21 protein-coding genes and 1 pseudogene are annotated in these 21,150 nt (G+C 70.0%); 21 read left to right on the top strand and 1 reads right to left on the bottom strand.

Annotation, left to right across the window (positions count from 1 at the left end):
• Positions 1-150 precede the first annotated feature (150 nt).
• From ACFYX3_RS01490 to ACFYX3_RS01390, 21 genes and pseudogenes are all read left to right on the top strand, one after another.
• Entirely contained in the window at positions 151-1,794 is a 1,644-nt protein-coding gene (locus ACFYX3_RS01490) for an ABC transporter substrate-binding protein (RefSeq protein WP_389007016.1), read from the top strand.
• Positions 1,795-1,964: 170 nt separating this feature from the next.
• The gene (locus ACFYX3_RS01485) at positions 1,965-2,897 is read left to right on the top strand and encodes an ABC transporter permease (RefSeq protein WP_352024017.1); all 933 of its coding nucleotides are present in this window, start codon (positions 1,965-1,967) and stop codon (positions 2,895-2,897) included.
• A complete protein-coding gene (locus ACFYX3_RS01480; RefSeq protein WP_389007014.1) occupies positions 2,890-3,843 on the top strand; it encodes an ABC transporter permease in 954 nt (317 codons plus the stop codon). Before ACFYX3_RS01485 ends, ACFYX3_RS01480 begins: the two co-directional genes overlap by 8 nt.
• Before the next feature lie 14 nt (positions 3,844-3,857).
• The gene (locus ACFYX3_RS01475; protein ID WP_389007012.1) at positions 3,858-4,913 is read left to right on the top strand and encodes an ABC transporter ATP-binding protein; all 1,056 of its coding nucleotides are present in this window, start codon (positions 3,858-3,860) and stop codon (positions 4,911-4,913) included.
• Positions 4,906-5,994: an ABC transporter ATP-binding protein gene (locus ACFYX3_RS01470; RefSeq protein ID WP_389007010.1), complete on the top strand. Its 1,089-nt coding sequence runs from the start codon at positions 4,906-4,908 to the stop codon at positions 5,992-5,994. The genes ACFYX3_RS01475 and ACFYX3_RS01470 overlap by 8 nt, the downstream gene beginning before the upstream one ends.
• 371 nt (positions 5,995-6,365) lie before the next feature.
• Positions 6,366-6,797, top strand: coding sequence for a DUF2690 domain-containing protein (locus tag ACFYX3_RS01465; RefSeq protein WP_382660801.1), 432 nt, complete (start codon positions 6,366-6,368; stop codon positions 6,795-6,797).
• 19 nt (positions 6,798-6,816) lie between these two features.
• Entirely contained in the window at positions 6,817-7,227 is a 411-nt protein-coding gene (locus ACFYX3_RS01460) for a DUF2690 domain-containing protein (RefSeq protein WP_376588315.1), read from the top strand.
• 23 nt (positions 7,228-7,250) lie between these two features.
• On the top strand, positions 7,251-7,673 hold the full coding sequence (locus ACFYX3_RS01455) for a DUF2690 domain-containing protein (protein WP_382660803.1): 423 nt from the start codon (positions 7,251-7,253) through the stop codon (positions 7,671-7,673).
• The gene (locus tag ACFYX3_RS01450; protein ID WP_389007007.1) at positions 7,649-7,888 is read left to right on the top strand and encodes a hypothetical protein; all 240 of its coding nucleotides are present in this window, start codon (positions 7,649-7,651) and stop codon (positions 7,886-7,888) included. Before ACFYX3_RS01455 ends, ACFYX3_RS01450 begins: the two co-directional genes overlap by 25 nt.
• Positions 7,885-8,295: a DUF2690 domain-containing protein gene (locus ACFYX3_RS01445; RefSeq protein WP_389007005.1), complete on the top strand. Its 411-nt coding sequence runs from the start codon at positions 7,885-7,887 to the stop codon at positions 8,293-8,295. Before ACFYX3_RS01450 ends, ACFYX3_RS01445 begins: the two co-directional genes overlap by 4 nt.
• Before the next feature lie 11 nt (positions 8,296-8,306).
• Positions 8,307-8,735 (top strand): DUF2690 domain-containing protein, encoded by a 429-nt coding sequence (locus tag ACFYX3_RS01440; protein WP_389007003.1) that lies wholly within the window; start codon positions 8,307-8,309, stop codon positions 8,733-8,735.
• Positions 8,736-8,770: 35 nt separating this feature from the next.
• Positions 8,771-9,844, top strand: a complete 1,074-nt coding sequence (locus ACFYX3_RS01435) for an N-acetylmuramoyl-L-alanine amidase (RefSeq protein WP_389007001.1) — start codon at positions 8,771-8,773, stop codon at positions 9,842-9,844.
• Positions 9,845-9,881: 37 nt separating this feature from the next.
• The gene (locus tag ACFYX3_RS01430; protein ID WP_389006999.1) at positions 9,882-10,886 is read left to right on the top strand and encodes a penicillin-insensitive murein endopeptidase; all 1,005 of its coding nucleotides are present in this window, start codon (positions 9,882-9,884) and stop codon (positions 10,884-10,886) included.
• A gap of 23 nt (positions 10,887-10,909) precedes the next feature.
• Positions 10,910-11,197, top strand: a pseudogene (locus ACFYX3_RS01425) (peptidoglycan-binding protein); the annotation flags it as partial.
• 48 nt (positions 11,198-11,245) lie between these two features.
• Positions 11,246-11,833 (top strand): peptidoglycan-binding protein, encoded by a 588-nt coding sequence (locus ACFYX3_RS01420; RefSeq protein WP_389008054.1) that lies wholly within the window; start codon positions 11,246-11,248, stop codon positions 11,831-11,833.
• A gap of 179 nt (positions 11,834-12,012) precedes the next feature.
• Positions 12,013-13,641 carry an ABC transporter substrate-binding protein gene (locus ACFYX3_RS01415; RefSeq protein ID WP_389006997.1) on the top strand — a complete coding sequence of 543 codons (1,629 nt, stop codon included), beginning with the start codon at positions 12,013-12,015 and terminating at the stop codon, positions 13,639-13,641.
• Positions 13,642-13,733: 92 nt separating this feature from the next.
• Positions 13,734-14,657 carry an ABC transporter permease gene (locus tag ACFYX3_RS01410; protein ID WP_389006994.1) on the top strand — a complete coding sequence of 308 codons (924 nt, stop codon included), beginning with the start codon at positions 13,734-13,736 and terminating at the stop codon, positions 14,655-14,657.
• The gene (locus tag ACFYX3_RS01405; RefSeq protein WP_389006992.1) at positions 14,650-15,657 is read left to right on the top strand and encodes an ABC transporter permease; all 1,008 of its coding nucleotides are present in this window, start codon (positions 14,650-14,652) and stop codon (positions 15,655-15,657) included. Before ACFYX3_RS01410 ends, ACFYX3_RS01405 begins: the two co-directional genes overlap by 8 nt.
• A 6-nt stretch (positions 15,658-15,663) precedes the next feature.
• The gene (locus ACFYX3_RS01400) at positions 15,664-16,647 is read left to right on the top strand and encodes an ABC transporter ATP-binding protein (RefSeq protein WP_389006990.1); all 984 of its coding nucleotides are present in this window, start codon (positions 15,664-15,666) and stop codon (positions 16,645-16,647) included.
• Positions 16,640-17,737 carry an ABC transporter ATP-binding protein gene (locus ACFYX3_RS01395; RefSeq protein ID WP_389006988.1) on the top strand — a complete coding sequence of 366 codons (1,098 nt, stop codon included), beginning with the start codon at positions 16,640-16,642 and terminating at the stop codon, positions 17,735-17,737. The genes ACFYX3_RS01400 and ACFYX3_RS01395 overlap by 8 nt, the downstream gene beginning before the upstream one ends.
• Before the next feature lie 177 nt (positions 17,738-17,914).
• Positions 17,915-18,853: a hypothetical protein gene (locus ACFYX3_RS01390; RefSeq protein WP_389006986.1), complete on the top strand. Its 939-nt coding sequence runs from the start codon at positions 17,915-17,917 to the stop codon at positions 18,851-18,853.
• Position 18,854: 1 nt separating this feature from the next.
• Here the strand turns inward: ACFYX3_RS01390 and ACFYX3_RS01385 are convergent, their stop codons facing one another.
• The gene (locus ACFYX3_RS01385) at positions 18,855-21,023 is read right to left on the bottom strand and encodes a prolyl oligopeptidase family serine peptidase (protein ID WP_389006984.1); all 2,169 of its coding nucleotides are present in this window, start codon (positions 21,021-21,023) and stop codon (positions 18,855-18,857) included.
• Positions 21,024-21,150: the final 127 nt, after the last annotated feature.

Here is a 21,150-nt window from a genome sequence, read left to right as displayed (position 1 = left end):
CCATTGAGCTCGGGTCAATGGGTCACGCACTGTGGGGAGTGCCGACTCACGAGCACACTCGGGGTACTTGAGTCCAAAGCCGTCAGGGGTGTCGGCGAAACTCGAAGTGCCCCTCTTGTAGTGACAAAGTGGACTCATGAGGAGGAACCCATGCGCGGTGCCAAGAGCGCCAAGTGGGTAACGGGCGCGATCATCGTCGCCCTTGCTGCGACCGCCTGTGGCGGGGGTAAGAGCGACGGCGGCAGCGACGCCAAGGGCGCTGTTGACCCGAACGGAATCTTCTCCATCGAGCTGGGCGAGCCGGAGAAGCCCCTGCTCACCGGTGACACGATGGAGTCCAACGGCTCCGCCGTCATGGCCGGCCTGTTCTCGACCCTGGTCGACTACAAGGCCGACGGCTCCCTGACGATGATCAACGCCGAGTCGGTCACCACGACGGACTCGAAGACGTGGACCGTCAAGCTCAAGCCGGGCTGGACCTTCCACGACGGCACCCCGGTCACCGCCAAGTCCTACGTGGACGCGTGGAACTGGAACGCCAGCCTGAAGAACGCCCAGGGCCTCGCGTCCTGGTTCGCGGACATCAAGGGCTACGACAAGGTCCACCCGGACGCCGAGGGCGCCAAGCAGACCGCGGACAAGCTCGATGGCCTGAAGGTCGTCGACGAGAACTCCTTCACCATCGAGCTCTCGAAGGCCGTCCCGTACTTCGGTCACAAGCTGGCCTACATCGTCTTCGCCCCGCTGCCGGAGTCCTTCTACAAGCTCTCCCCGGCCCAGCGCGGCGCGGCCCCGGTCGGCAACGGTCCCTACAAGTTCAAGAGCTGGGACCACAAGAAGAAGATCGAGGTCACCCGGTACGACGGCTACAAGGGCCCGAACAAGGCGAAGAACGGCGGTGTGGTCTTCAAGAACTACACCACCCTCGAGGCCGCGTACGAGGACCTGAAGTCCGGCAACGTCGACGTCCTGCGTCAGATCGCGCCGAAGGACCTCCCGGTCTACCGCCAGGACCTCGGCGACCGCGCCGTGGACCAGCCGTACTCCGCGATCCAGACCATCGCCGTCGCCTTCTACTCTGACCAGTGGAAGAAGCCGAAGCTGATCGACCCGCGCGTCATCCAGGGTCTGTCCATGGCGATCGACCGCGCCACCATCACCAAGACGGTGCTGAACGGCACGCGTGAGCCCGCGACCGGCTGGGTCGCGAAGGGCGTCCTGGGCTTCCAGGAGGACGGCGGCAACGGCGTCACCAAGTACGACCCGGCCAAGGCCAAGGAGCTCATCAAGGCCGGCGGCGGCGTCCCGGGCAACAAGATCTCGATCCAGTACAACGCCGACGGTGGCCACAAGGAGTGGGTGGACGCTGTCTGCAACTCCATCACCCAGGCCACGACCGTCCAGTGCGTCGGCGACGGCAAGCCGGACTTCCAGGCCGACCTGACCGCTCGTAAGACGAAGCAGGTCAAGTCGCTCTACCGCTCCGGCTGGGTGCTCGACTACCCGGTGAACGCCAACTTCATCTCGGACCTGTTCCGTACGGGTGCCGGCGGCAACCAGGGCGACTTCTCCAACAAGGAGCTGGACGCCAAGATCGCGAAGGCCGACTCCGCCACGACCCTTGACGAGTCCGTCAAGGCGTACCAGGCGATCGAGAAGGACCTCAAGAACTACATGCCGTCCATCCCGCTCTGGTACTACAAGGTCAACGCGGGCTTCTCCGAGAAGGTTTCGGGTGTCGCCTACGGTCAGGACGGCGACCCGATCCTGACCGGCGTCGAGGTCAAGAAGTAATCACCCAAGCGTAGTCCGCACACCGTCACGGGACTGACGGATCGTCAGTCCCGTCTCGGTGCCTTACGCAGCGGCTGGGGGGCCCTTCCACGACATCGGCATGCCCGGATCCGGGCATGCTGTCGGGGGAGGGCCCGTCGGTTGCGCTGTCACATCTCAACGGAGGCATGATGGGGCGTTATGTCGCACGACGACTGCTCCAGATGATCCCGGTTTTCCTCGGGACAACCCTGCTGATCTTCCTCATGGTGCACAGCCTGCCCGGTGACCCCGTGCTGGCGATGTTCGGCGACAAGGGCGCCGACCCGGCGACGCTCGCCGCGAAGCGCCACGAGCTGGGTCTCGACAGGTCCTTGCCGGTGCAGTACGTCACGTACATGCGGGACATGATCCTTCACCTGGACTTCGGTACCCAGATCCGCAACGGTCTGCCGGTCACCGAGGTGCTGGGCGACGCGTTCCCCATCACGCTCCAGCTGGCCGCCCTCGCGTTCGCCATCGAGCTCGTCTTCGGTATCGGCCTGGGCATCATCGGCGGTCTGCGCGCCGGCCGCCTGGCCGACAACCTGATCCTGATCTTCACCCTGCTGATCATCTCGATCCCGGTCTTCGTCCTCGGCTACATCATCAAGATGGTGTTCGCCTTCAACCTGGGCTGGATCGCGCCGAACGTCAGCACCGAGCCCGTGCTCAGCGAGATGATCGCTCCGGCCATTGTGCTCGGCGGTCTCTCCCTCGCCTATGTGGCGCGGCTCACCCGTACCTCCATGGCGGAGAACCTGCGCGCCGACTACATGCGCACGGCCGTCGCCAAGGGCCTGCCGCGGCGTCGCGTCATCGGCGTCCACCTCATGCGCAACTCGATGATCCCCGTGGTCACCTTCCTCGGCACCGACATCGGCGCCCTCATGGGCGGCGCGGTCGTCACCGAGGCGATCTTCAACATCCACGGCGTCGGCGGTGTCATCGCCGACTCGATCTCCCGGCGCGAAGGCGCGACCCTGGTGGGCCTCGTCACCATCCTGGTGATCGTCTACCTCGTCACCAGCCTGCTCATCGACCTGCTGTACGCGGTCCTGGACCCGAGGATCCGGTATGCCTGACGTGACCAAGACCGCCGAAGCCGTCGAGGACGCCGTCGCCACCCCCTCGGTGGACGCGTCCGCTCCGGCCGCGAAGCAGGAGAAGGCCCGCAGCCTCTGGGGCGACGCCTGGGCCGACCTGCGCCGCAACCCGTACTTCATCGTCTCGTCGTTCCTGATCGCGCTGCTGCTGCTCGTCTCGGCGTGGCCGACCCTGTTCACCAGCGCGTCCCCGACCGCCGGTGACCTGGTCCACCACTTCCTGGGCAAGCCCGAGCTGAGCAAGGTCGGTTCGCCGGAGTGGCTGGGCTACGACCAGCAGGGCCGCTCCGTCTACGCCCGCCTGATCCACGGCACCCGCGCCTCCGTCACGGTCGGCATCGCGGTCACCGCGATCGTCACCATCCTCGGCGGCGTCCTCGGCATGATCGCCGGCTACTTTGGCGGCATCGTCGACGCGGTCCTCTCCCGGGTCACCGACATCTTCTTCGGCATCCCGTTCCTGCTCGGCGCCATGGTCGTCCTGCAGGCCTTCGTCGAGCGGACCGTCTGGGTCGTCGTCTTCGCCCTCGCGTTCCTCGGCTGGACCCAGATCACCCGCGTCATGCGCGGTGCCGTGATCACGGTCAAGCAGGCCGACTACGTCCATGCGGCCAAGGCCCTCGGCGCCGGCACCGTCCGGATCCTCTTCCGGCACATCCTGCCGAACGCCATGGCCCCCGTGATCGTCGTCGCGACCATCGCGCTCGGTGGCTACATCTCGGCCGAGGCGACCCTGTCCTTCCTGGGTCTGGGCCTCGCCGCCCCGACCGTCTCGTGGGGTGTCGACATCTCCGCGGGTGTCGCCCAGATCCGAGTGGCCCCGCACGTCCTGCTCTGGCCCTCGATCATGCTGAGCCTCACCGTTCTGGCGTTCATCATGCTCGGCGAAGCCGTCCGCAACGCCCTCGACCCCAAGCTGCGCTGAGGAGGGCGTAACAGATGAGCATCATCGACAAGACCGCGGCCGTCCCCGCGCCGCGCGGTGGCGACCACACCGGTCCGCTGCTCGAAGTCAAGGACCTGCACGTCGAGTTCCACACCCGTGACGGTGTGGCCAAGGCGGTCAACGGCGTCAACTACTCGGTGAACGCCGGCGAGACCCTCGCCGTCCTCGGCGAGTCCGGCTCCGGCAAGTCCGTCACCGCCCAGGCCATCATGGGCATCCTCGACATGCCGCCCGGCAAGATCCCGCAGGGCGAGATCCTGTTCCGCGGCGAGGACATGCTGAAGATGTCCGAGGAGGACCGCCGGAAGATCCGCGGCCGGAAGATCGCCATGATCTTCCAGGACGCGCTGTCCTCCCTCAACCCGGTCCTCACCGTCGGCTACCAGCTCGGCGAGATGTTCCGCGTGCACCACGGCATGTCCAAGAAGGACGCCAAGGTCAAGGCCATCGAGCTGATGGACAAGGTCAAGATCCCCGCCGCCAAGGCGCGGGTCACCGACTACCCCCACCAGTTCTCCGGCGGTATGCGCCAGCGCATCATGATCGCCATGGCGCTCGCCCTGGAGCCGGACCTGATCATCGCCGACGAGCCCACCACGGCTCTCGACGTGACCGTCCAGGCCCAGGTCATGGACCTCCTCGCGGAGCTCCAGCAGGAATACAACATGGGCCTGATCCTGATCACCCACGACCTCGGCGTCGTCGCCGACGTCGCGGACAAGATCGCCGTGATGTACGCCGGCCGGATCGTCGAGCAGGCGCCGGTGCACGAGCTGTACAAGCGCCCGGCCCACCCGTACACCCGGGGTCTCCTCGACTCGATCCCGCGCCTGGACCAGAAGGGCCAGGAGCTCTACGCGATCAAGGGTCTGCCGCCCAACCTGCTCAAGGTGCCCACCGGCTGCGCCTTCAACCCGCGCTGCCCCAAGGCCGACGACATCTGCCGCACGGAGATCCCGGCGCTCGTGCCCGTCACCGAGCAGGACGGCACGGATCTCCCGGGCCGCAAGAGCGCCTGCCACTTCTGGAAGGAGACGATCCATGGCTGACCTCAGCACGAACGACGAGGCCGTGGCCGCCGCCCTCGAGGCCCCCGTGGGCCGCGGCGAGCCGATCCTCCAGGTGCGCGACCTGAAGAAGCACTTCCCGCTGACGCAGGGCATCCTCTTCAAGAAGCAGGTCGGCGCGGTCAAGGCCGTGGACGGGGTCTCCTTCGACCTCTACCAGGGCGAGACCCTCGGCATCGTGGGCGAGTCCGGCTGTGGCAAGTCCACGGTCGCCAAGCTCCTGATGAACCTGGAGCGGGCCACCGCCGGCGAGGTCTTCTACAAGGGCCAGGACATCACCAAGCTGTCCGGGCGCGCGCTGAAGGCCGTCCGCCGCAACATCCAGATGGTGTTCCAGGACCCGTACACCTCGCTGAACCCGCGCATGACGGTCGGCGACATCATCGGCGAGCCCTTCGACATCCACCCCGAGGTGGCCCCGAAGGGCGACCGGCGCCGCAAGGTGCAGGAGCTGCTCGACGTCGTCGGTCTGAACCCGGAGTACATCAACCGGTACCCGCACCAGTTCTCCGGCGGTCAGCGCCAGCGCATCGGCATCGCCCGAGGCCTCGCGCTCAACCCGGAGATCATCATCTGCGACGAGCCGGTCTCGGCCCTGGACGTCTCCGTCCAGGCGCAGGTCATCAACCTGATGGAGAAGCTCCAGGACGAGTTCAACCTGTCCTACGTCTTCATCGCGCACGACCTGTCGATCGTCCGGCACATCTCCGACCGCGTCGGCGTCATGTACCTCGGCAAGATGGCCGAGATCGGTACGGACGAGCAGATCTACGACCACCCGACGCACCCGTACACCCAGGCGCTGCTCTCCGCGGTGCCGGTGCCGGACCCGGAGGCCCGCGCGCACCGCGAGCGGATCATCCTCACCGGTGACGTCCCCTCGCCGGCCAACCCGCCGTCGGGCTGCAGCTTCCGCACCCGCTGCTGGAAGGCGCAGGACAAGTGCGCGACGGAGGCGCCGGTCCTCGCGGTGCCGCAGCGCTTCCAGGGCGAGGACACCCCGGCGGCCCACTTCTCGGCGTGCCACTTCGCCGAGGAGAAGCAGGTCGTCCCGGCGGGCTGATCCACCCCCGGAGCCCGTAGAGGCCCCGAAGCCCGAGAGGCCCCCGGCCACCCGTAAGGGTGCCGGGGGCCTTCGGCGTTCCCGGGGGCGTCCCGTACGACGGCGACGGCGCCGGGAACGTCCCGCGGGACGGGCGTACGGGTGTCCCGTTCCCGTCTCCCGTCCCCCGGCCCGTCCCGTGACGCCTGCGGGACGCGGCCGCCCACCCGTACCCCTGCCTCGACCGTCGACGGCGCCCCGTCCCACCGGGCCCGCGCACGGGACGACCCGGTCCGCCGGGACGGCCCGGACAGCGGGCGGGACTGGCAGCGTGTGCCACGGCGCAGTCCAACTGCCGCCCGCAGCCCACCACTTCAGGATCAGGGGTCACCGTGAACGCACTCACCCGAAAGTTCGCCACCGTCGGATCGGCCCTCGCCATGGCCGGGTCGAGCCTCCTCCTCGCCTCCTCGCCGGCGTCGGCGGCGACGTCCTGCTACGCGCAGTCCTGCCAGGGTCTGGACCCGTCCACCACCATCTGCCAGAACGACGCGCGTACCGTCGGCACTTCCGGCTGGAGCAACCTGGAGCTGCGCTACAGCCCCACCTGTCGGGCGGCCTGGGCGCGCCTCGCCAACGGCGGCTCGGAGGGCAAGTACGTCACCGTGCGCCGCAACGACGGCAACGGGTCCTACTCGACGCACTACTACGGCAACGGCGCCACCGTCTGGACCGCCATGGTGAACGACAAGGGCATCACGTCCCAGGCCTGCGAGTACTGGGACAACGGCTCCGGCTACTTCGACTGCACGGAGTCCTACTAGGAAGCGGGGGAACCTCCTCATGAACACCCTCACCCGCAAGCTCGCGACCGCCGGATCGGCCCTCGCCCTCGCCGCGTCCGGCCTGATCCTCGCCTCGTCGCCGGCCTCCGCCGCGACCTCCTGCTACGGACCCTCCTGCACAGGCCTGGACCCGTCCACGTCCATCTGCCAGAACGACGCCCGCACGGTCGCCACGTCGAGCTGGGGCACCGAGCTGCGCTACAGCCCCACCTGTCGGGCCGCCTGGGCGCGGCAGAGCGGCGGCATGGCGATGACCATCTGGGTGGAGAGCAACACCGGCCTGGAGCGGGCCGCTTACTACACCGGCGGCGGCACCGTCTGGACCGCGATGATCGACGACAAGGGCATCATCGACCGCGCCTGCGGTCACGTCATCGAGGGCGGGGAGTCGTGCACGTCGTGGTACTAGACCGAGACAAGGAGCCCCTCACCATGAAGTCCTTCACCCGCAAGCTCGCGACGGCCGGTTCGGCGCTCGCGTTCGCCGCGTCCAGCCTGCTGCTCGCGTCCTCCCCGGCCTCGGCCGCCACCTCCTGCTACGGGTCGTCCTGCACCGGCCTGGACCCGTCCACCACGATCTGCCAGAACGACGCCAGGACCGTCTCCTGGTCCGACCGGTTCGGCGTCGAGCTGCGCTACAGCCCGACCTGCCGGGCGGCCTGGGCCCGCGCGACCTCCTCCTCCTCCGACGCGCCGATGGAGGTCCACGTCCACAACACGGTGGGCGACAACTACGGCACCTACACGACCGGGCAGACGGTCTGGACGCAGATGGTGAACGACAAGGACATCCAGGCCCAGGCCTATGGCTACAAGCAGGAGACCGGAGGGTGGGGCCAGACCGGCTGGTACTAGACCGTGGCGGCCCGCTGAGTCCTCTCGCCCGCAAGGTCGCCACCGCGGCCTCCGCCCTCGCGCCCGCCGCGTCCGGCCCGCTGCTCTCGTCGTCCGCGGCCGTGCACGTCAAGGCCGAGCACGACGCCGACGGCTGGTTCCGGACGTCCTGCCGGGGCGGCGGCGGTTACGGCGACGACCGGTACCAGACCACCGAAGGAGCTCCACACCCATGAGACCACTCACCCGCAAGCTCGCGACGGCCGGTTCGGCCCTCGCGTTCGCCACGACCAGCCTGCTGCTCGCGTCCTCCCCGGCCTCGGCCGCCACCTCCTGCTACGGGTCCTCCTGCAACGGCCTCGACCCGGCCGCCACCATCTGCCAGAACGACGCCCAGACGGTGATGTGGGGGGAGTACGTCGGTCTCGAACTCCGCTACAGCCCGACCTGTCGCTCGGCCTGGGCGCGGTTCAAGTACGGCGACGAGGGCGAGATCTGGGTTCAGAACTCGCTGGGCAACAAGTACGCGGTGCACTATCCGGGTTCGGGGACGGTGTGGACCCGGATGGTCAACGACAAGGACATCCTCGCCAGAGCCTGCGGCACCTTCGCCAAGGGCACCGCGTGCACCCCCGAGTACTGAGCGAGGCCTTCATGAGAACGAACCCCCTCGCCCGCAAGCTCGCCACCGCCGCCTCCGCCCTCGCGCTCGCCGCGTCCGGGCTGCTGCTCTCGTCGTCCCCGGCGTCCGCGGCCACCTCCTGCTACGGGTCGTCCTGCACCGGCCTGGACCCGTCCACGACCGTCTGCCAGAGCGACGCCCGCACCGTGCGGACCAGCGACTGGGGGGTGGAGCTGCGCTACAGCCCCACCTGCCGGGCCGCGTGGGCGCGCAAGACCTCCGGGGCGTCCGCCGACACCGTCATCCGGGTCTCCAACACCAACGGCGAGTCCCGGAGCGTCTACTACGGCGGCTACGGAACCGTGTACACCGCCATGGTGAACGACAAGGACATCTACGCCTGGGCGTGCGAGACCCGCGCCTACGCGACCCTCGAAACCCACTGCACCGACTCGTACTGAGTGACGGAGTCCATCAGTTGAGGAACCCCCCCATCATGACCTCGGTCAACGAACCGACCCCCAGCCGCCGCTCCCTGCTCACCGGAGGGCTCGCGCTCGGCGCCGCGGCCGCGCTGCCCCTGTGGGCGACCGGACAGGCGCAGGCCGCGACCGGGCCCTCCGTCGCGGACACCACCGCGTGGGGCGCCCGCCCGGCGAGCAGCCCGGTGCGGGTCCTGTCGAACCCGCCGCAGAAGATCATCGTGCACCACACCGCCACGCCCAACACGACCGACTACTCGCAGGCCCAGGCGTTCCGGCTCGCCCGCTCCATGCAGGACTGGGCGATGGACGACAACCACTGGATCGACACGGGCCAGCACTTCACCGTCTCCCGCGGCGCGTACGTCCTGGAGGGCCGGCACAGCAGCCTGGTCGCGCTCCAGGGCGGCACCCAGACCGTGGAGTCGGCGCACTGCACCGGGCAGAACACCGTCGCCATCGGCATCGAGAACGAGGGCACGTACTCCACGGTCGACCCGCGCAGCGAGCAGTACGCGAAGCTGGTCGAACTGTGCGCGTACATCTGCCGTCAGTACGGGCTGCGCGCCTACCAGATCTACGGGCACCGGGACTTCAACGCCACCGAGTGCCCCGGCGACCGCCTGTACGCGATGCTCCCGCAGCTGCGGCGGGACGTCGCCGCCCGCATCGGCGGGGACCCGACGGCGCCCGTGTGGCCGCTGCTGCACAACGGCGACTCCGGCGACCGGGTCCGCGCGCTCCAGTACCTGCTCGTCCGGCGCGGCGCCACGATCACCGTGGACGGCAGTTTCGGCCCGGCCACCGAGCAGGCCGTACGGAACTTCCAGACGCTCGTCACCGCGACGTCCGACGGCTACGCCGGCAACCAGACCTGGCACCAACTCGCCGCGCCCGTACGGCAGGGCGACACCGGGGAGGCCGTGAAGGCCGTCCAGCTGCTGCTCACGGCCAAGGGCGTCCCGACCGGCGTCGACGGCGTCTTCGGCGCCGGCACCCTGGCCTCGGTCGCCACCTTCCAGAACACGGCCGGGCTGCCCGCCGACGGCCTCGCCGACGCCCGCACCTTCAGCCGCCTCCTCGCCTGAGGGCCCCACCCCACCCGACAAGGAGAAGCACACCGCCATGTCGTCGACCATCCGGTCGTTCCGCCCCGCGCTCGGGGCCGTCCCCCTCGCGGCCGTCGCCGCCCTCGCCGCGCTGCTCGTGCTCATCGGCCTCGGCACGCCCGCGCACGCCTTCTCCGGCGCGTTCGTCCCGACCCAGAGCAAGGGCAACCGGGGCTCGGACGTCGTCGCCCTCCAGTACCTGCTCAACGGGCAGGGCGCGCAGCTCACCGCAGACGGCGTCTTCGGCGCCGGCACCGACACCGCCGTCCGCTCCTTCCAGTCCTCCCACGGTCTCGGCGCGGACGGCATCGTCGGCCCGAACACCTGGCGGGCGCTGACCGTCACCGTCCGCGAGGGCAGCCAGGGCGAGGCCGTGAAGGCCGTCCAGTACCTGCTCAACGCCAAGCGGAGCGCCGGGCTCACCGTCGACGGCGCCTTCGGCCCCGGCACGGCCTCGGCCGTCCGCACCTTCCAGGGCCACGCCGGTCTCGGCGCGGACGGCGTGGTCGGCCCGGACACCTGGACCAACCTGCTCTGGCACTACGAGTACGCCGACTACAACGCCGGCACCCTGTGCAACCAGAACCCGGACGGCAACGCGTCCGCCGACTGGGGGACCGGCGCCGCCATCGGCCAGTTCGAGGCCGGTGCCCGCACCTTCTCCGCCCTCGGCCGGGGCAAGGTCCCGGTCGGCGACATCGCCTTCGAGCACGGCGGCACCATCTACGGCCACGCCACCCACCAGGTCGGCCTGGACGTCGACTTCTGGCCCGTGCGCACCGACTCGGCGCAGTGCGCCGGCACCCGGATCACCTGGGAGTCCGCCGCCTACGACCGGGCCGCGACCCGCGAGCTGGTCAAGGCCCTGCGCGCGGCCGCGCCCGGACACGTGCAGCTCGTGTACTTCAACGACCCGCAGCTGATCGCGGAGGGGCTGACCGTCCAGTACCCCAACCACGACAACCACCTGCACATCCGTTACTGCGAGCCGGTCCACCCGGACGCGACGTACCGGTGCTGACCCGAGAGCTCGAGGAACCGACCATGACACTCGTGAGAAGACTGCCCGGCCTCGCGGCCGCGCTGCTCGCCGCCCTCGTCACCACACTGGTGGCGGGCGTGCTCCAGGCCGCCCCGGCCTTCGCCGCCGACTGGCCGCTGGTCAAGAACGGCAGCACCGGCGCCCAGGTGACCACCGTCCAGCACCTGCTGACCGCCCGCGGCTACGCCACCTCCGCCGACGGCGTCTTCGGCGCCGGCACCGAGTCCAAGGTCCGCAGCTTCCAGAGCGCCAACAGCCTGTCCTCGGACGGCGTCGTCGGCGGGGACACCTGGTCCAAGCTGATCGTCACCGTCCGCAAGGGCGACAACGGCTCCGCGGTGAAGGCCGCCCAGACGCAGCTCAACCGGTACGGTGCCGGGCTCGCCGTCGACGGCGCCTTCGGTGACGGCACCGACGCCAAGGTCCGCTCCTTCCAGTCCTCCCACAGCCTCGACGCGGACGGCATCGTCGGCCCCGACACCTGGCGCGCCCTGGTCACCGGCTCCTCCGGCGGCAGCGGCGGCAGCAGCGGTCTGCTGACCCAGGCCCAGGCGGCCTCCATCTTCACGTCGGCCGGCATCACCTGGACCTCCTCCGGCAACTGCTCGGACCGCAACAACAGCGCCTGCACCTCCTTCGACGGCCTGCGCCAGGCCTCCGCGGACGGCGCCGTGACCCTGAAGCGCGCGAGCGGCTGCGGCCTGACCATCACCGGCGGCACCGAGACGGGCCACGCCAGCGGCACGTACTCGCACTGGAACGGCTACAAGCTGGACTTCAGCCCGACCACCTGCCTGAGCAACTACATCACCGGCACCTTCGCCTACTCCGGCACCCGGGGCGACGGCGCCGCCCTCTACACCGCTCCCTCGGGCAACATCTACGCCCGCGAGAGCAGCCACTGGGACGTGACCTTCCTCAACTGAGACATGTCATGTTCGCGGATGCTCCCCCCGTTCTCGAACGGGGGGAGCATCCGCGTGTGACGGGGGGTCGGCCGCGGCGGGCCGGCGATCCCCCGGACAGGTGTCGCCGAGATGCGGCCTTGTCCGGCTTGCGGTGATATGGGGGCCTAAGTCTCGGCAAGAGTTACGGGAGGCACTCCATGCGCGGAGCCACGCACGCGAAGTGGGCCGCACTGGCCACCGCCGTCGCCCTCGCGGCCACGGCCTGTGGCGGCGGCGACAGCGGTGGTGGCGGGGGAGGGGCCGACGGCATCGTGAGTTCCTCGTGGGGCGACCCGCAGAACCCGCTGGAGCCCGCCAACACCAACGAGGTCCAGGGCGGCAAGGTCCTCTCCATGATCTTCCGCGGGCTCAAGCAGTACGACCCGAAGACCGGCGAGGCCAAGAACATGCTCGCCGAGAACATCGAGACCACCGACTCGCAGAACTTCACCATCACGGTCAAGGACGGCTGGACCTTCTCCAACGGCGAGAAGGTCACCGCGAAGTCCTTCGTCGACGCCTGGAACTACGGCGCCAGTCTGAAGAACAACCAGAAGAACGCGTACTTCTTCGGGCAGATCGAGGGCTACGACCAGGTCCACCCCGAGAAGGGCGAGCCCACCGCCGAGACCATGTCCGGCCTCAAGGTGACCGGCCCCCAGACCTTCACGGTCAAGCTCACCCAGAAGTTCTCCACCTGGCCCATCACCCTCGGCTACGCGGCCTTCTCACCGCTGCCCCAGGCCTTCTACAGCGACCACGCCGGCTGGCTCTCCAAGCCCATCGGCAACGGCCCGTACACCGTCGACTCGTACTCCAAGGGCTCCCAGATGTCCCTCAGGCGCTGGGACGCCTACCCCGGCCCCGACAAGGCCCAGAACGGCGGCATCGACCTCAAGGTCTACACCGACAACAACACCGCCTACACGGACCTGACGGCCGGCAACCTCGACCTCGTCGACGACATTCCCGCCTCCCAGCTCAAGAACGTCCAGGCCGACCTCGGCGGCCGGTACATCAACGTCCCCGCCGGCATCATCCAGACCCTCGCCTTCCCGTTCTACGACCCCGCGTGGAACAAGCCGGGCCAGGAGAAGCTCCGGCAGGGCCTCTCCATGGCGATCAACCGCCCGCAGATCACCGAGACGATCTTCCAGAAGACCCGCACCCCCGCCGTCGACTGGACCTCCCCGGTGCTCGGCGAGCAGGGCGGCTTCAAGGACGTCTGCGGCGACTTCTGCAAGTACGACGCGGCCCAGGCCAAGAAGCTCGTCGCCGAGGGCGGCGGCATCCCCGGCGGCACGATGAAGATCTCGTACAACGCCGACACCGGCTCCCACAAGGAGTGGGTGGACGCCGTCTGCAACTCCATCAACAACGCGCTCGGCAACAACAAGGCCTGCGTCGGCAACCCGATCGGCACCTTCGCCGACTACCGCAACCAGGTCACCCAGTCGAAGATGACCGGGCCGTTCCGCGCCGGCTGGCAGATGGACTACCCGCTCATCCAGAACTTCCTCCAGCCGCTGTACTACACCAACGCCTCCTCCAACGACGGCAAGTACTCCAACCCGGAGTTCGACAAGCTGGTCAACCAGGCCAACGCCGAGTCCGACACCGCCAAGGCCGTCGGGCTCTTCCAGCAGGCCGAGGGAGTCCTCCGCGACGACATGGGAGCCATCCCGCTCTGGTACCAGAACGGCAGCGCCGGCTACTCGGACAAGGTCGAGAACGTGACCCTGAACCCCTTCAGCGTCCCGGTGTACGACCAGATCAAGGTCAAGTGACGACGTAGCAGTACGGCGGTGTACGGCCCGGGCCGCGGATCCCCGCGCCGGGCCGTACGCCGTCCCTCAACCCACCCTTCCTGGAGGCCTCCGTGGGTCGATACGTGATCCGGCGGCTGCTGCAGATGATCCCGGTCTTCTTCGGCGCCACGCTGTTGATCTTCCTGATGGTGAACGTGATGGGCGACCCCATCGCCGGCCTCTGCGGCGACCGGGCCTGCGACCCGGCGACCACCGCCCAGCTGCAGAAGGAGTACGGCCTCGACAAGCCGGTCTGGCAGCAATACCTGACCTACATGGGCAACGTCTTCACCGGAGACTTCGGCACCGCCTTCAACGGCCAGCCCGTCACCGAGCTGATGGCCAACGCCTTCCCGGTCACCATCCGGCTCACCATCGTCGCGATCCTCTTCGAGATCGTCATCGGCATCACCCTGGGCGTCATCACCGGCCTCAAGCGCGGCCACCCCGTCGACACCAGCGTCCTGCTGCTGACCCTGGTCGTCCTCTCCGTCCCCACCTTCGTCACCGGCCTGCTGCTCCAGCTGCTCCTGGGCGTCGAATGGGGCTGGATCGAACCGGCGGTCTCGCCCGACGCGCCCTTCAACGAACTGATCGTCCCCGGCCTCGTCCTCGCGTCCGTCTCACTCGCGTACGTCACCCGGCTCACCCGGACCTCCATCGCCGAGAACAAGCGCGCCGACTACGTCCGCACCGCCGTCGCCAAGGGCCTGCCCCGCCGCCGGGTCGTCACCCGGCACCTGCTGCGCAACAGCCTCATCCCCGTGGTGACCTTCATCGGCGCCGACATCGGCGCCCTCATGGGCGGCGCCATCGTCACCGAACGGATCTTCAACATCCACGGCGTCGGCTACCAGCTCTACCAGGGCATCGTCCGCCAGAACACCCAGACCGTCGTCGGCTTCGTGACCATCCTCGTCCTGGTGTTCCTGCTGGCCAACCTCCTGGTCGACCTCCTGTACGCCGTCCTTGACCCGAGGATTCGCTATGCCTGAGCCCCTTGAGCCCTTTGAGCCTCTGGAGTCGTACGGAGAGGAAGGACGAGCGATCGCCTCGACCGGCGCGGGAGGCGCTGCCGACCTCGGCACTCAAGAGGCAGAGACCCTGGAGAAGACGCCGGGCGGCCCGGAGGGGACCGGCCCCGACAAGAAGCCCCGCTCCCTCTGGTCCGACGCCTGGCACGACCTGCGCCGCAACCCGATCTTCATCATCTCCGCGCTCGTCATCCTCTTCCTGGTGATCATCTCGATCTGGCCCCAGCTGATCGCCTCCGGAGACCCGCTCGACTGCGACCTCTCCAAGGCGCAGGAAGGCTCCCAGCCCGGCCACCCCTTCGGCTTCAACGGCCAGGGCTGCGACGTCTACACCCGCACCGTCTACGGCGCCCGGACGTCCGTGACCGTCGGCGTCCTCGCCACCCTCGGCGTCGCCGTCCTCGGCGGCATCCTCGGTGGCCTCGCCGGCTTCTTCGGCGGCACCTGGGACGGCATCCTCTCCCGGCTCACCGACGTCTTCTTCGCCATCCCCGTCGTCCTCGGCGGCCTCGTGCTCCTGTCCGTCGTCACCAGCACCACCGTCTGGCCCGTCATCGGCTTCATGGTGCTGCTCGGCTGGCCGCAGCTCTCCCGCATCGCACGCGGCTCGGTCATCACCGCCAAACAGAACGACTACGTCCAGGCCGCCCGCGCGCTCGGCGCCTCCAACTCCCGGATGATGCTCCGGCACATCACGCCGAACGCCGTCGCCCCGGTGATCGTCGTCGCCACCATCGCCCTCGGCACGTACATCTCGCTCGAAGCGACCCTGTCGTACCTCGGCGTCGGACTGAAGCCGCCGACCGTCTCCTGGGGCATCGACATCTCCTCGGCGTCGCCGTACATCCGCAACGCGCCCCACATGCTGCTCTGGCCGGCCGGCGCGCTCGCCATCACCGTGCTCGCGTTCATCATGCTCGGCGACGCGGTGCGCGACGCCCTCGACCCGAAGCTGAGGTAGGGACCCATGCTGCTCGAAGTGCGCGACCTGCACGTGGAGTTCCACACCCGGGAGGGGGTGGCCAAGGCGGTCAACGGCGTCAACTACTCCGTCGACGCGGGAGAGACCCTCGCCGTCCTCGGCGAGTCCGGCTCCGGCAAGTCCGTCACGGCCCAGGCCGTCATGGGCATCCTCGACATCCCGCCCGGGAAGATCAGCGGCGGCGAGATCCTCTTCCAGGGCCAGGACCTCCTGAAGCTCAAGGAGGAGGAGCGGCGCAAGGTCCGCGGCGCCAAGATGGCGATGATCTTCCAGGACGCGCTGTCCTCCCTCAATCCCGTCATCAGCGTCGGCGACCAGCTCGGCGAGATGTTCCAGGTCCACAAGGGGATGTCGCGCAAGGACTCCAGGGCCAAGGCCGTCGAGCTGATGGACCGGGTCCGCATCCCCGCCGCCAAGGAACGCGTCGGCCAGTACCCCCACCAGTTCTCCGGCGGCATGCGCCAGCGCATCATGATCGCGATGGCGCTCGCCCTCGAACCCGAACTGATCATCGCCGACGAGCCCACCACCGCCCTCGACGTCACCGTCCAGGCCCAGGTCATGGACCTCCTCGCCGAGCTCCAGCGCGAGCTCAACATGGGCCTCATCCTCATCACCCACGACCTCGGCGTCGTCGCCGACGTCGCCGACAAGATCGCCGTCATGTACGCGGGGAAGATCGTCGAACAGGCGCCCGTCCACGAGATCTACAAGGCCCCCGCCCACCCCTACACCCGGGGCCTGCTCGACTCCATCCCGCGCCTCGACCAGAAGGGCCAGGAGCTCTACGCGATCAAGGGCCTGCCTCCCAACCTCCTCGCCATCCCCTCCGGCTGCTCCTTCAACCCGCGCTGCCCGCTCGCCCGGGACCGCTGCCGGACCGACGAGCCCCCGCTGTACGACGTGACCGAGTCCCCGGTGCCGCGCGCCAGCGCCTGCCACTTCTGGAAGGAGTGCCTCCATGGCTGAGGCGATTCTCGAAGTCCGGGACCTCCACAAGCACTACCCGCTGACCAAGGGCATCCTCTTCAAGAAGCAGGTCGGCTCCGTCAGGGCCGTCGACGGCGTCGACTTCGACCTCGCGGCCGGCGAGACCCTCGGCATCGTCGGCGAGTCCGGCTGCGGCAAGTCCACCGTCGCCAAGATGCTGGTCAACCTGGAACGGCCCACCTCCGGGACCATCCGGTACAAGGGCGAGGACATCACCAAGATGTCCCCGCGCGCCCTCAAGGCCGTCCGCCGCAACATCCAGATGGTCTTCCAGGACCCGTACACCTCGCTCAACCCCCGCATGACCGTCGGCGACATCATCGGCGAGCCGTACGAGATCCACCCCGAGGTCGCCCCCAAGGGCGACCGGCGCCGCAAGGTCCAGGACCTCCTGGACGTCGTCGGCCTCAACCCCGAGTACATCAACCGCTATCCGCACCAGTTCTCCGGCGGCCAGCGCCAGCGCATCGGCATCGCCCGCGGCCTCGCCCTCCAGCCCGAGATCATCGTCGCGGACGAGCCGGTCTCCGCGCTCGACGTCTCCGTCCAGGCCCAGGTCGTCAACCTCCTCGACACCCTCCAGGCCGAGTTCTCCCTCTCGTACGTCTTCATCGCCCACGACCTGTCGATCGTCCGGCACATCTCCGACCGCGTCGGCGTCATGTACCTCGGCCGGATCGTCGAGATCGGCACCGACGCCCAGATCTACGACCACCCCACCCACCCCTACACCCAGGCGCTGCTCTCCGCCGTGCCCGTCCCCGACCCCGAGGCGCGTGCCCACCGCGAGCGGATCCTCCTCTCCGGAGACGTCCCCTCCCCGGCCAACATCCCCTCCGGCTGCCGCTTCCGCACCCGCTGCTGGAAGGCCCAGGAACGCTGCACCCTGGAGGTCCCGCTCCTCGCCGTCCCGGCCGTCTTCCGCCTCACGGACAGCCCGGCCAAGCACGACTCCGCCTGCCACTTCGCGGAGGAGAAGCAGGTCGTCCCGCCGGAGGAGCCGGAGGAGCCGGAGGGGCCGGGGGGGCCGGGGGGGCCGGGGGGGCCGGAGAAGCCTCAGGAGCCGTAACGCACGGGCAACTCCACGGACTTGGATCCGATATACGGATATTGGATGTTGGATCCCGTACGGCCGTGCGGGTGCCGTGAAACCGGCCGGGGCGCATACACCGCCCCGGCCGGCCGCATTCCACTGTTCATGCGGAACCGCTTGTTTCGGTCGTTCGCGACCGTGAGTATCGGGCCCGTGACTGTGACACGCCCGGCACGTCTCACGGGCGCCGCGCTCTGCGCCGCGCTCGCCCTCATCGCCGCCGTGTGGATCCTCCAGGACCTCGCCTCGCTCGGCTCGCCCGCCGACCTCGCCTGGTACTGGGCCGGGGACCACCACTTCCTGATACGGGGGCGGTCCACCACCTCCCTGCTCGACCCCGTGCTCCTCGCCGCCTACGCCGCCACCGTCCTCGCCGCCCTCCGCTCCCGGCACGCGGCCTCCGCCCTCGCCGCCGCCGGCGCCGCCACCCTCGCCCTGCGCCTCCCCGGGCTCTGGGCGGCCGGCAGCGGAGCCCTCGTCACCGCCCTCCTCGAACTGGCCCTCGCCACCGGACTCGTCCTCACCGCCGCCGTCGGCCGCCGCCCGGCGGACGCCCCGTACGAGCAGCGGCCCACCCGCCCCCGCACCGGCCCCGCCGTCGCCGCCGGAATCCTCCTCGCGGCCGCCGCCCTCTTCCTGACCCTCTGGGAGCTGTACTGGGCCGGCGAGCTGCCCCTGGAGACCACCTTCGACCGCTTCACCGGCGGCCGCTCCGTCGTCAAACCCGCCCTCGCGCCCCCGCCCGGCTGGCTGTCCCTGATCGCCGCCGCCCTGTACGGCACAGCCGCCGTGTCCTGCTTCGCCCGGGCCCGCCACTCCCGGGCCTTCGGGCTCCTCGCCGCCGTGCTCCTGACGGCCGGCGGCCTCGGCGGGGTCGCCCGCGCCGTCCGCTACGAGACCCTCGTCCGGCTCGGCGACCTCACCACCCTGGACGCGACGGACGTCCTCACCTCCGTCTTCGAACTGCTCGCAGGACTCGCGGTGCTCGTGCTCCTGGCCGGGCGCGGCGCCCCCGACGCCGCGCCCGCACCCCACCCGGCGGCCGGGGCGCGGTCCCCGGCCCCGCCCCACCCGACACCGCCCGGCTGGTGACTCAGCTCATGACGCCGAGGGACCGCTTCAGGAACTCCACCTGGAGCAGCAGCAGGTTCTCCGCCACCTGCTCCTGAGGCGTCATGTGCGTCACCCCGGACAGCGGCAGCACCTCGTGCGGCCGGCCCGCCGCGAGCAGCGCCGACGACAGCCGCAGCGCGTGCCCCACCACCACGTTGTCGTCGGCGAGACCGTGCACGACCATCATCGGCCGGGCCGGCTCCTCCGGCGCCGACAGACCGTCGTCGGTCAGCAGCGACTGCGCCGCGTACACCTCCGGATCGTCCTGCGGGGTGCCCAGGTACCGCTCCGTGTAGTGCGTGTCGTACAGCCGCCAGTCCGTCACCGGCGCCCCGACCACCGCCGCCCGGAACACGTCGGGCCGCTGCAGCACCGCCCGCGCCGCCAGATAACCGCCGTACGACCAGCCCCGGATCGCCACCCGGTCCAGATCGAACGGGAAGCTCCCGGCGAGCCCCAGGAGCGCGTCCACCTGGTCGTCGAGCGTCACCCCGAAGTCCCGCGCGACCGACTTCTCCCAGGCCGGGGAACGGCCAGGCATGCCCCGCCCGTCCGCCACGACCACCGCGAAGCCCTGGTCCGCGAACCACTGCGAGGTCAGATGCGGATTGTGCGCGGCGAGCACCCGCTGCCCGTGCGGACCGCCGTACGGATCCATCAGGACCGGCAGCGGCCCGTCCCCCTCCTCGTACCCCGAGGGCAGCAGCACCACGCACGGGATCCGCCGCGCCCCCGCCTCCGTCAGCCGCACCCGAGCGGAGATCACCGGCCGCTGGGCGTACGAGGCCACCACCGCGACCTGCTCGCCGTCCCGCAGCACCCGCGCCACGCTCCCCGGCGCCTCCGGCCGCGCCGACACCAGGACGGTCACCGCCCCCGAGCGCACCGCGCCGTGCACACCGGCGCCCTCTGACAGCCGCGTCAGCCGCTCCGCGCCCGCACCGGTCACCCGGTACACGTGGATCTCGCCGGTCTCCGGCTCAGCCGCCGCCTCACCCGCCGACGCCGACACCAGGACGTCGTCCGTGCCGACGTCGAGCACCGACCGGACGTGCAGCCCCGCGTCCGTCCACGCCTCCTCGCCGACCGCGAGGACCCGCGCCCCGCCCTCGTCCGTGACCCTGACGAGTCCGCCGCCCGGCCCCCACGCCGGAGCCCCCTGGGGCAGCTCCAGCCACACCGGGTCCGCCTCCGTCCGCACCCCGGCCGTCTTCCCCGACTCCGGGTCCACCGTCAGGAACAGCTGCTCCCGCTGGTCCCGCGCCTGCACGAGCAGCAGCGGCGCCCCCGCCGCCGACCAGTGCACCCGCGCCAGATACGGATACCGCTCCCGGTCCCACACCACCTCCGTGCGGGACCCGTCGAGGCCGAGCACGAACAGCCGCACCTCCGCGTTGGCCGTCCCCGCCGCCGGGTACGCCACCCGCTGCGGCTCCCGCTCCGGGTGCGCCGGGTCCGCGATCCACCAGCGCCCCACCGCCCGGTCGTCCGCCCGCGCCACGAGCAGCCGGTCCGAGTCGGGCGACCACCAGTACCCGCGCTCCCGGCCCATCTCCTCCGAGGCGATGAATTCGGCCAATCCGTAGGACACGTGCTCGTCCTCCGGGACGGCCAGCGCGCGGTCGCCCGAACCGTCCGCGCCCACCACCCGCAGGGCGCCCTCCGCCACGTACGCCACGGACCGCCCGTCCGGCGACGGACGCGGATCGATCACCGGCCCCGGCACCGCCAGCTCCCGCGCCGTCCCCGCCCGCAGCTCCGCCGCGAACAGCCGCCCCGACAGCGCGAACGCCGCCAACTCCACGGCCCCGTCCACCGCGTACCCCACGATCCCCGCCGAGCCCTCCCGGCTCCGCTCCCGGCGCGCCCGCTCCTGCGGCGACAACTCCTCCTCGGCGCCCGCGAGCAGCGCCACCGGATCGGCGGCCACGCGCTCCCCGGGCTCGCCGTCCCGGGGCAGGTCGAGCACCCAGAGCCGATGGGAACGGTCCGTCCCGGAACCGGATCTGACGAACACCACGCGCTCCCCGTCCGGGGAGACCGAGAAACCACGCGGGACCCCCAGGGTGAACCGCTGGGTCCGGGCGTGCTGGCGGGGGAAGGAGAGCCCGGCCGAGGGTGTGGCCGACTGCTGCGAAGACAAGGTCATACGGCTGAAAGTAGCGCCGTGCGCCCCCCTCGTGCCTCCGTCCGCCGATCGATGCGGCCGCACGGATAGTTATGATCCGTAGCGCTAGGTGGGTATGCATCGGACTGGCATGCCCTCTGGCACATGC

This window comes from Streptomyces sp. NPDC002463, assembly GCF_042889835.1.
In the GTDB taxonomy this organism is placed as follows: Bacteria; Actinomycetota; Actinomycetes; order Streptomycetales; family Streptomycetaceae; genus Streptomyces; species Streptomyces nymphaeiformis.
This window is presented reverse-complemented; position numbering and strand designations above follow the sequence as displayed.

Coding starts and splice junctions, on each gene's coding strand:
- ACFYX3_RS01490 (WP_389007016.1), top strand. CDS start 151: ATGCGCGGTGCCAAGAGCGCCAAGTGGGTAACGGGCGCGATCATCGTC.
- ACFYX3_RS01485 (WP_352024017.1), top strand. CDS start 1,965: ATGGGGCGTTATGTCGCACGACGACTGCTCCAGATGATCCCGGTTTTC.
- ACFYX3_RS01480 (WP_389007014.1), top strand. CDS start 2,890: ATGCCTGACGTGACCAAGACCGCCGAAGCCGTCGAGGACGCCGTCGCC.
- ACFYX3_RS01475 (WP_389007012.1), top strand. CDS start 3,858: ATGAGCATCATCGACAAGACCGCGGCCGTCCCCGCGCCGCGCGGTGGC.
- ACFYX3_RS01470 (WP_389007010.1), top strand. CDS start 4,906: ATGGCTGACCTCAGCACGAACGACGAGGCCGTGGCCGCCGCCCTCGAG.
- ACFYX3_RS01460 (WP_376588315.1), top strand. CDS start 6,817: ATGAACACCCTCACCCGCAAGCTCGCGACCGCCGGATCGGCCCTCGCC.
- ACFYX3_RS01455 (WP_382660803.1), top strand. CDS start 7,251: ATGAAGTCCTTCACCCGCAAGCTCGCGACGGCCGGTTCGGCGCTCGCG.
- ACFYX3_RS01445 (WP_389007005.1), top strand. CDS start 7,885: ATGAGACCACTCACCCGCAAGCTCGCGACGGCCGGTTCGGCCCTCGCG.
- ACFYX3_RS01440 (WP_389007003.1), top strand. CDS start 8,307: ATGAGAACGAACCCCCTCGCCCGCAAGCTCGCCACCGCCGCCTCCGCC.
- ACFYX3_RS01435 (WP_389007001.1), top strand. CDS start 8,771: ATGACCTCGGTCAACGAACCGACCCCCAGCCGCCGCTCCCTGCTCACC.
- ACFYX3_RS01430 (WP_389006999.1), top strand. CDS start 9,882: ATGTCGTCGACCATCCGGTCGTTCCGCCCCGCGCTCGGGGCCGTCCCC.
- ACFYX3_RS01415 (WP_389006997.1), top strand. CDS start 12,013: ATGCGCGGAGCCACGCACGCGAAGTGGGCCGCACTGGCCACCGCCGTC.
- ACFYX3_RS01405 (WP_389006992.1), top strand. CDS start 14,650: ATGCCTGAGCCCCTTGAGCCCTTTGAGCCTCTGGAGTCGTACGGAGAG.
- ACFYX3_RS01400 (WP_389006990.1), top strand. CDS start 15,664: ATGCTGCTCGAAGTGCGCGACCTGCACGTGGAGTTCCACACCCGGGAG.
- ACFYX3_RS01395 (WP_389006988.1), top strand. CDS start 16,640: ATGGCTGAGGCGATTCTCGAAGTCCGGGACCTCCACAAGCACTACCCG.
- ACFYX3_RS01385 (WP_389006984.1), bottom strand. CDS start 21,023: ATGACCTTGTCTTCGCAGCAGTCGGCCACACCCTCGGCCGGGCTCTCC.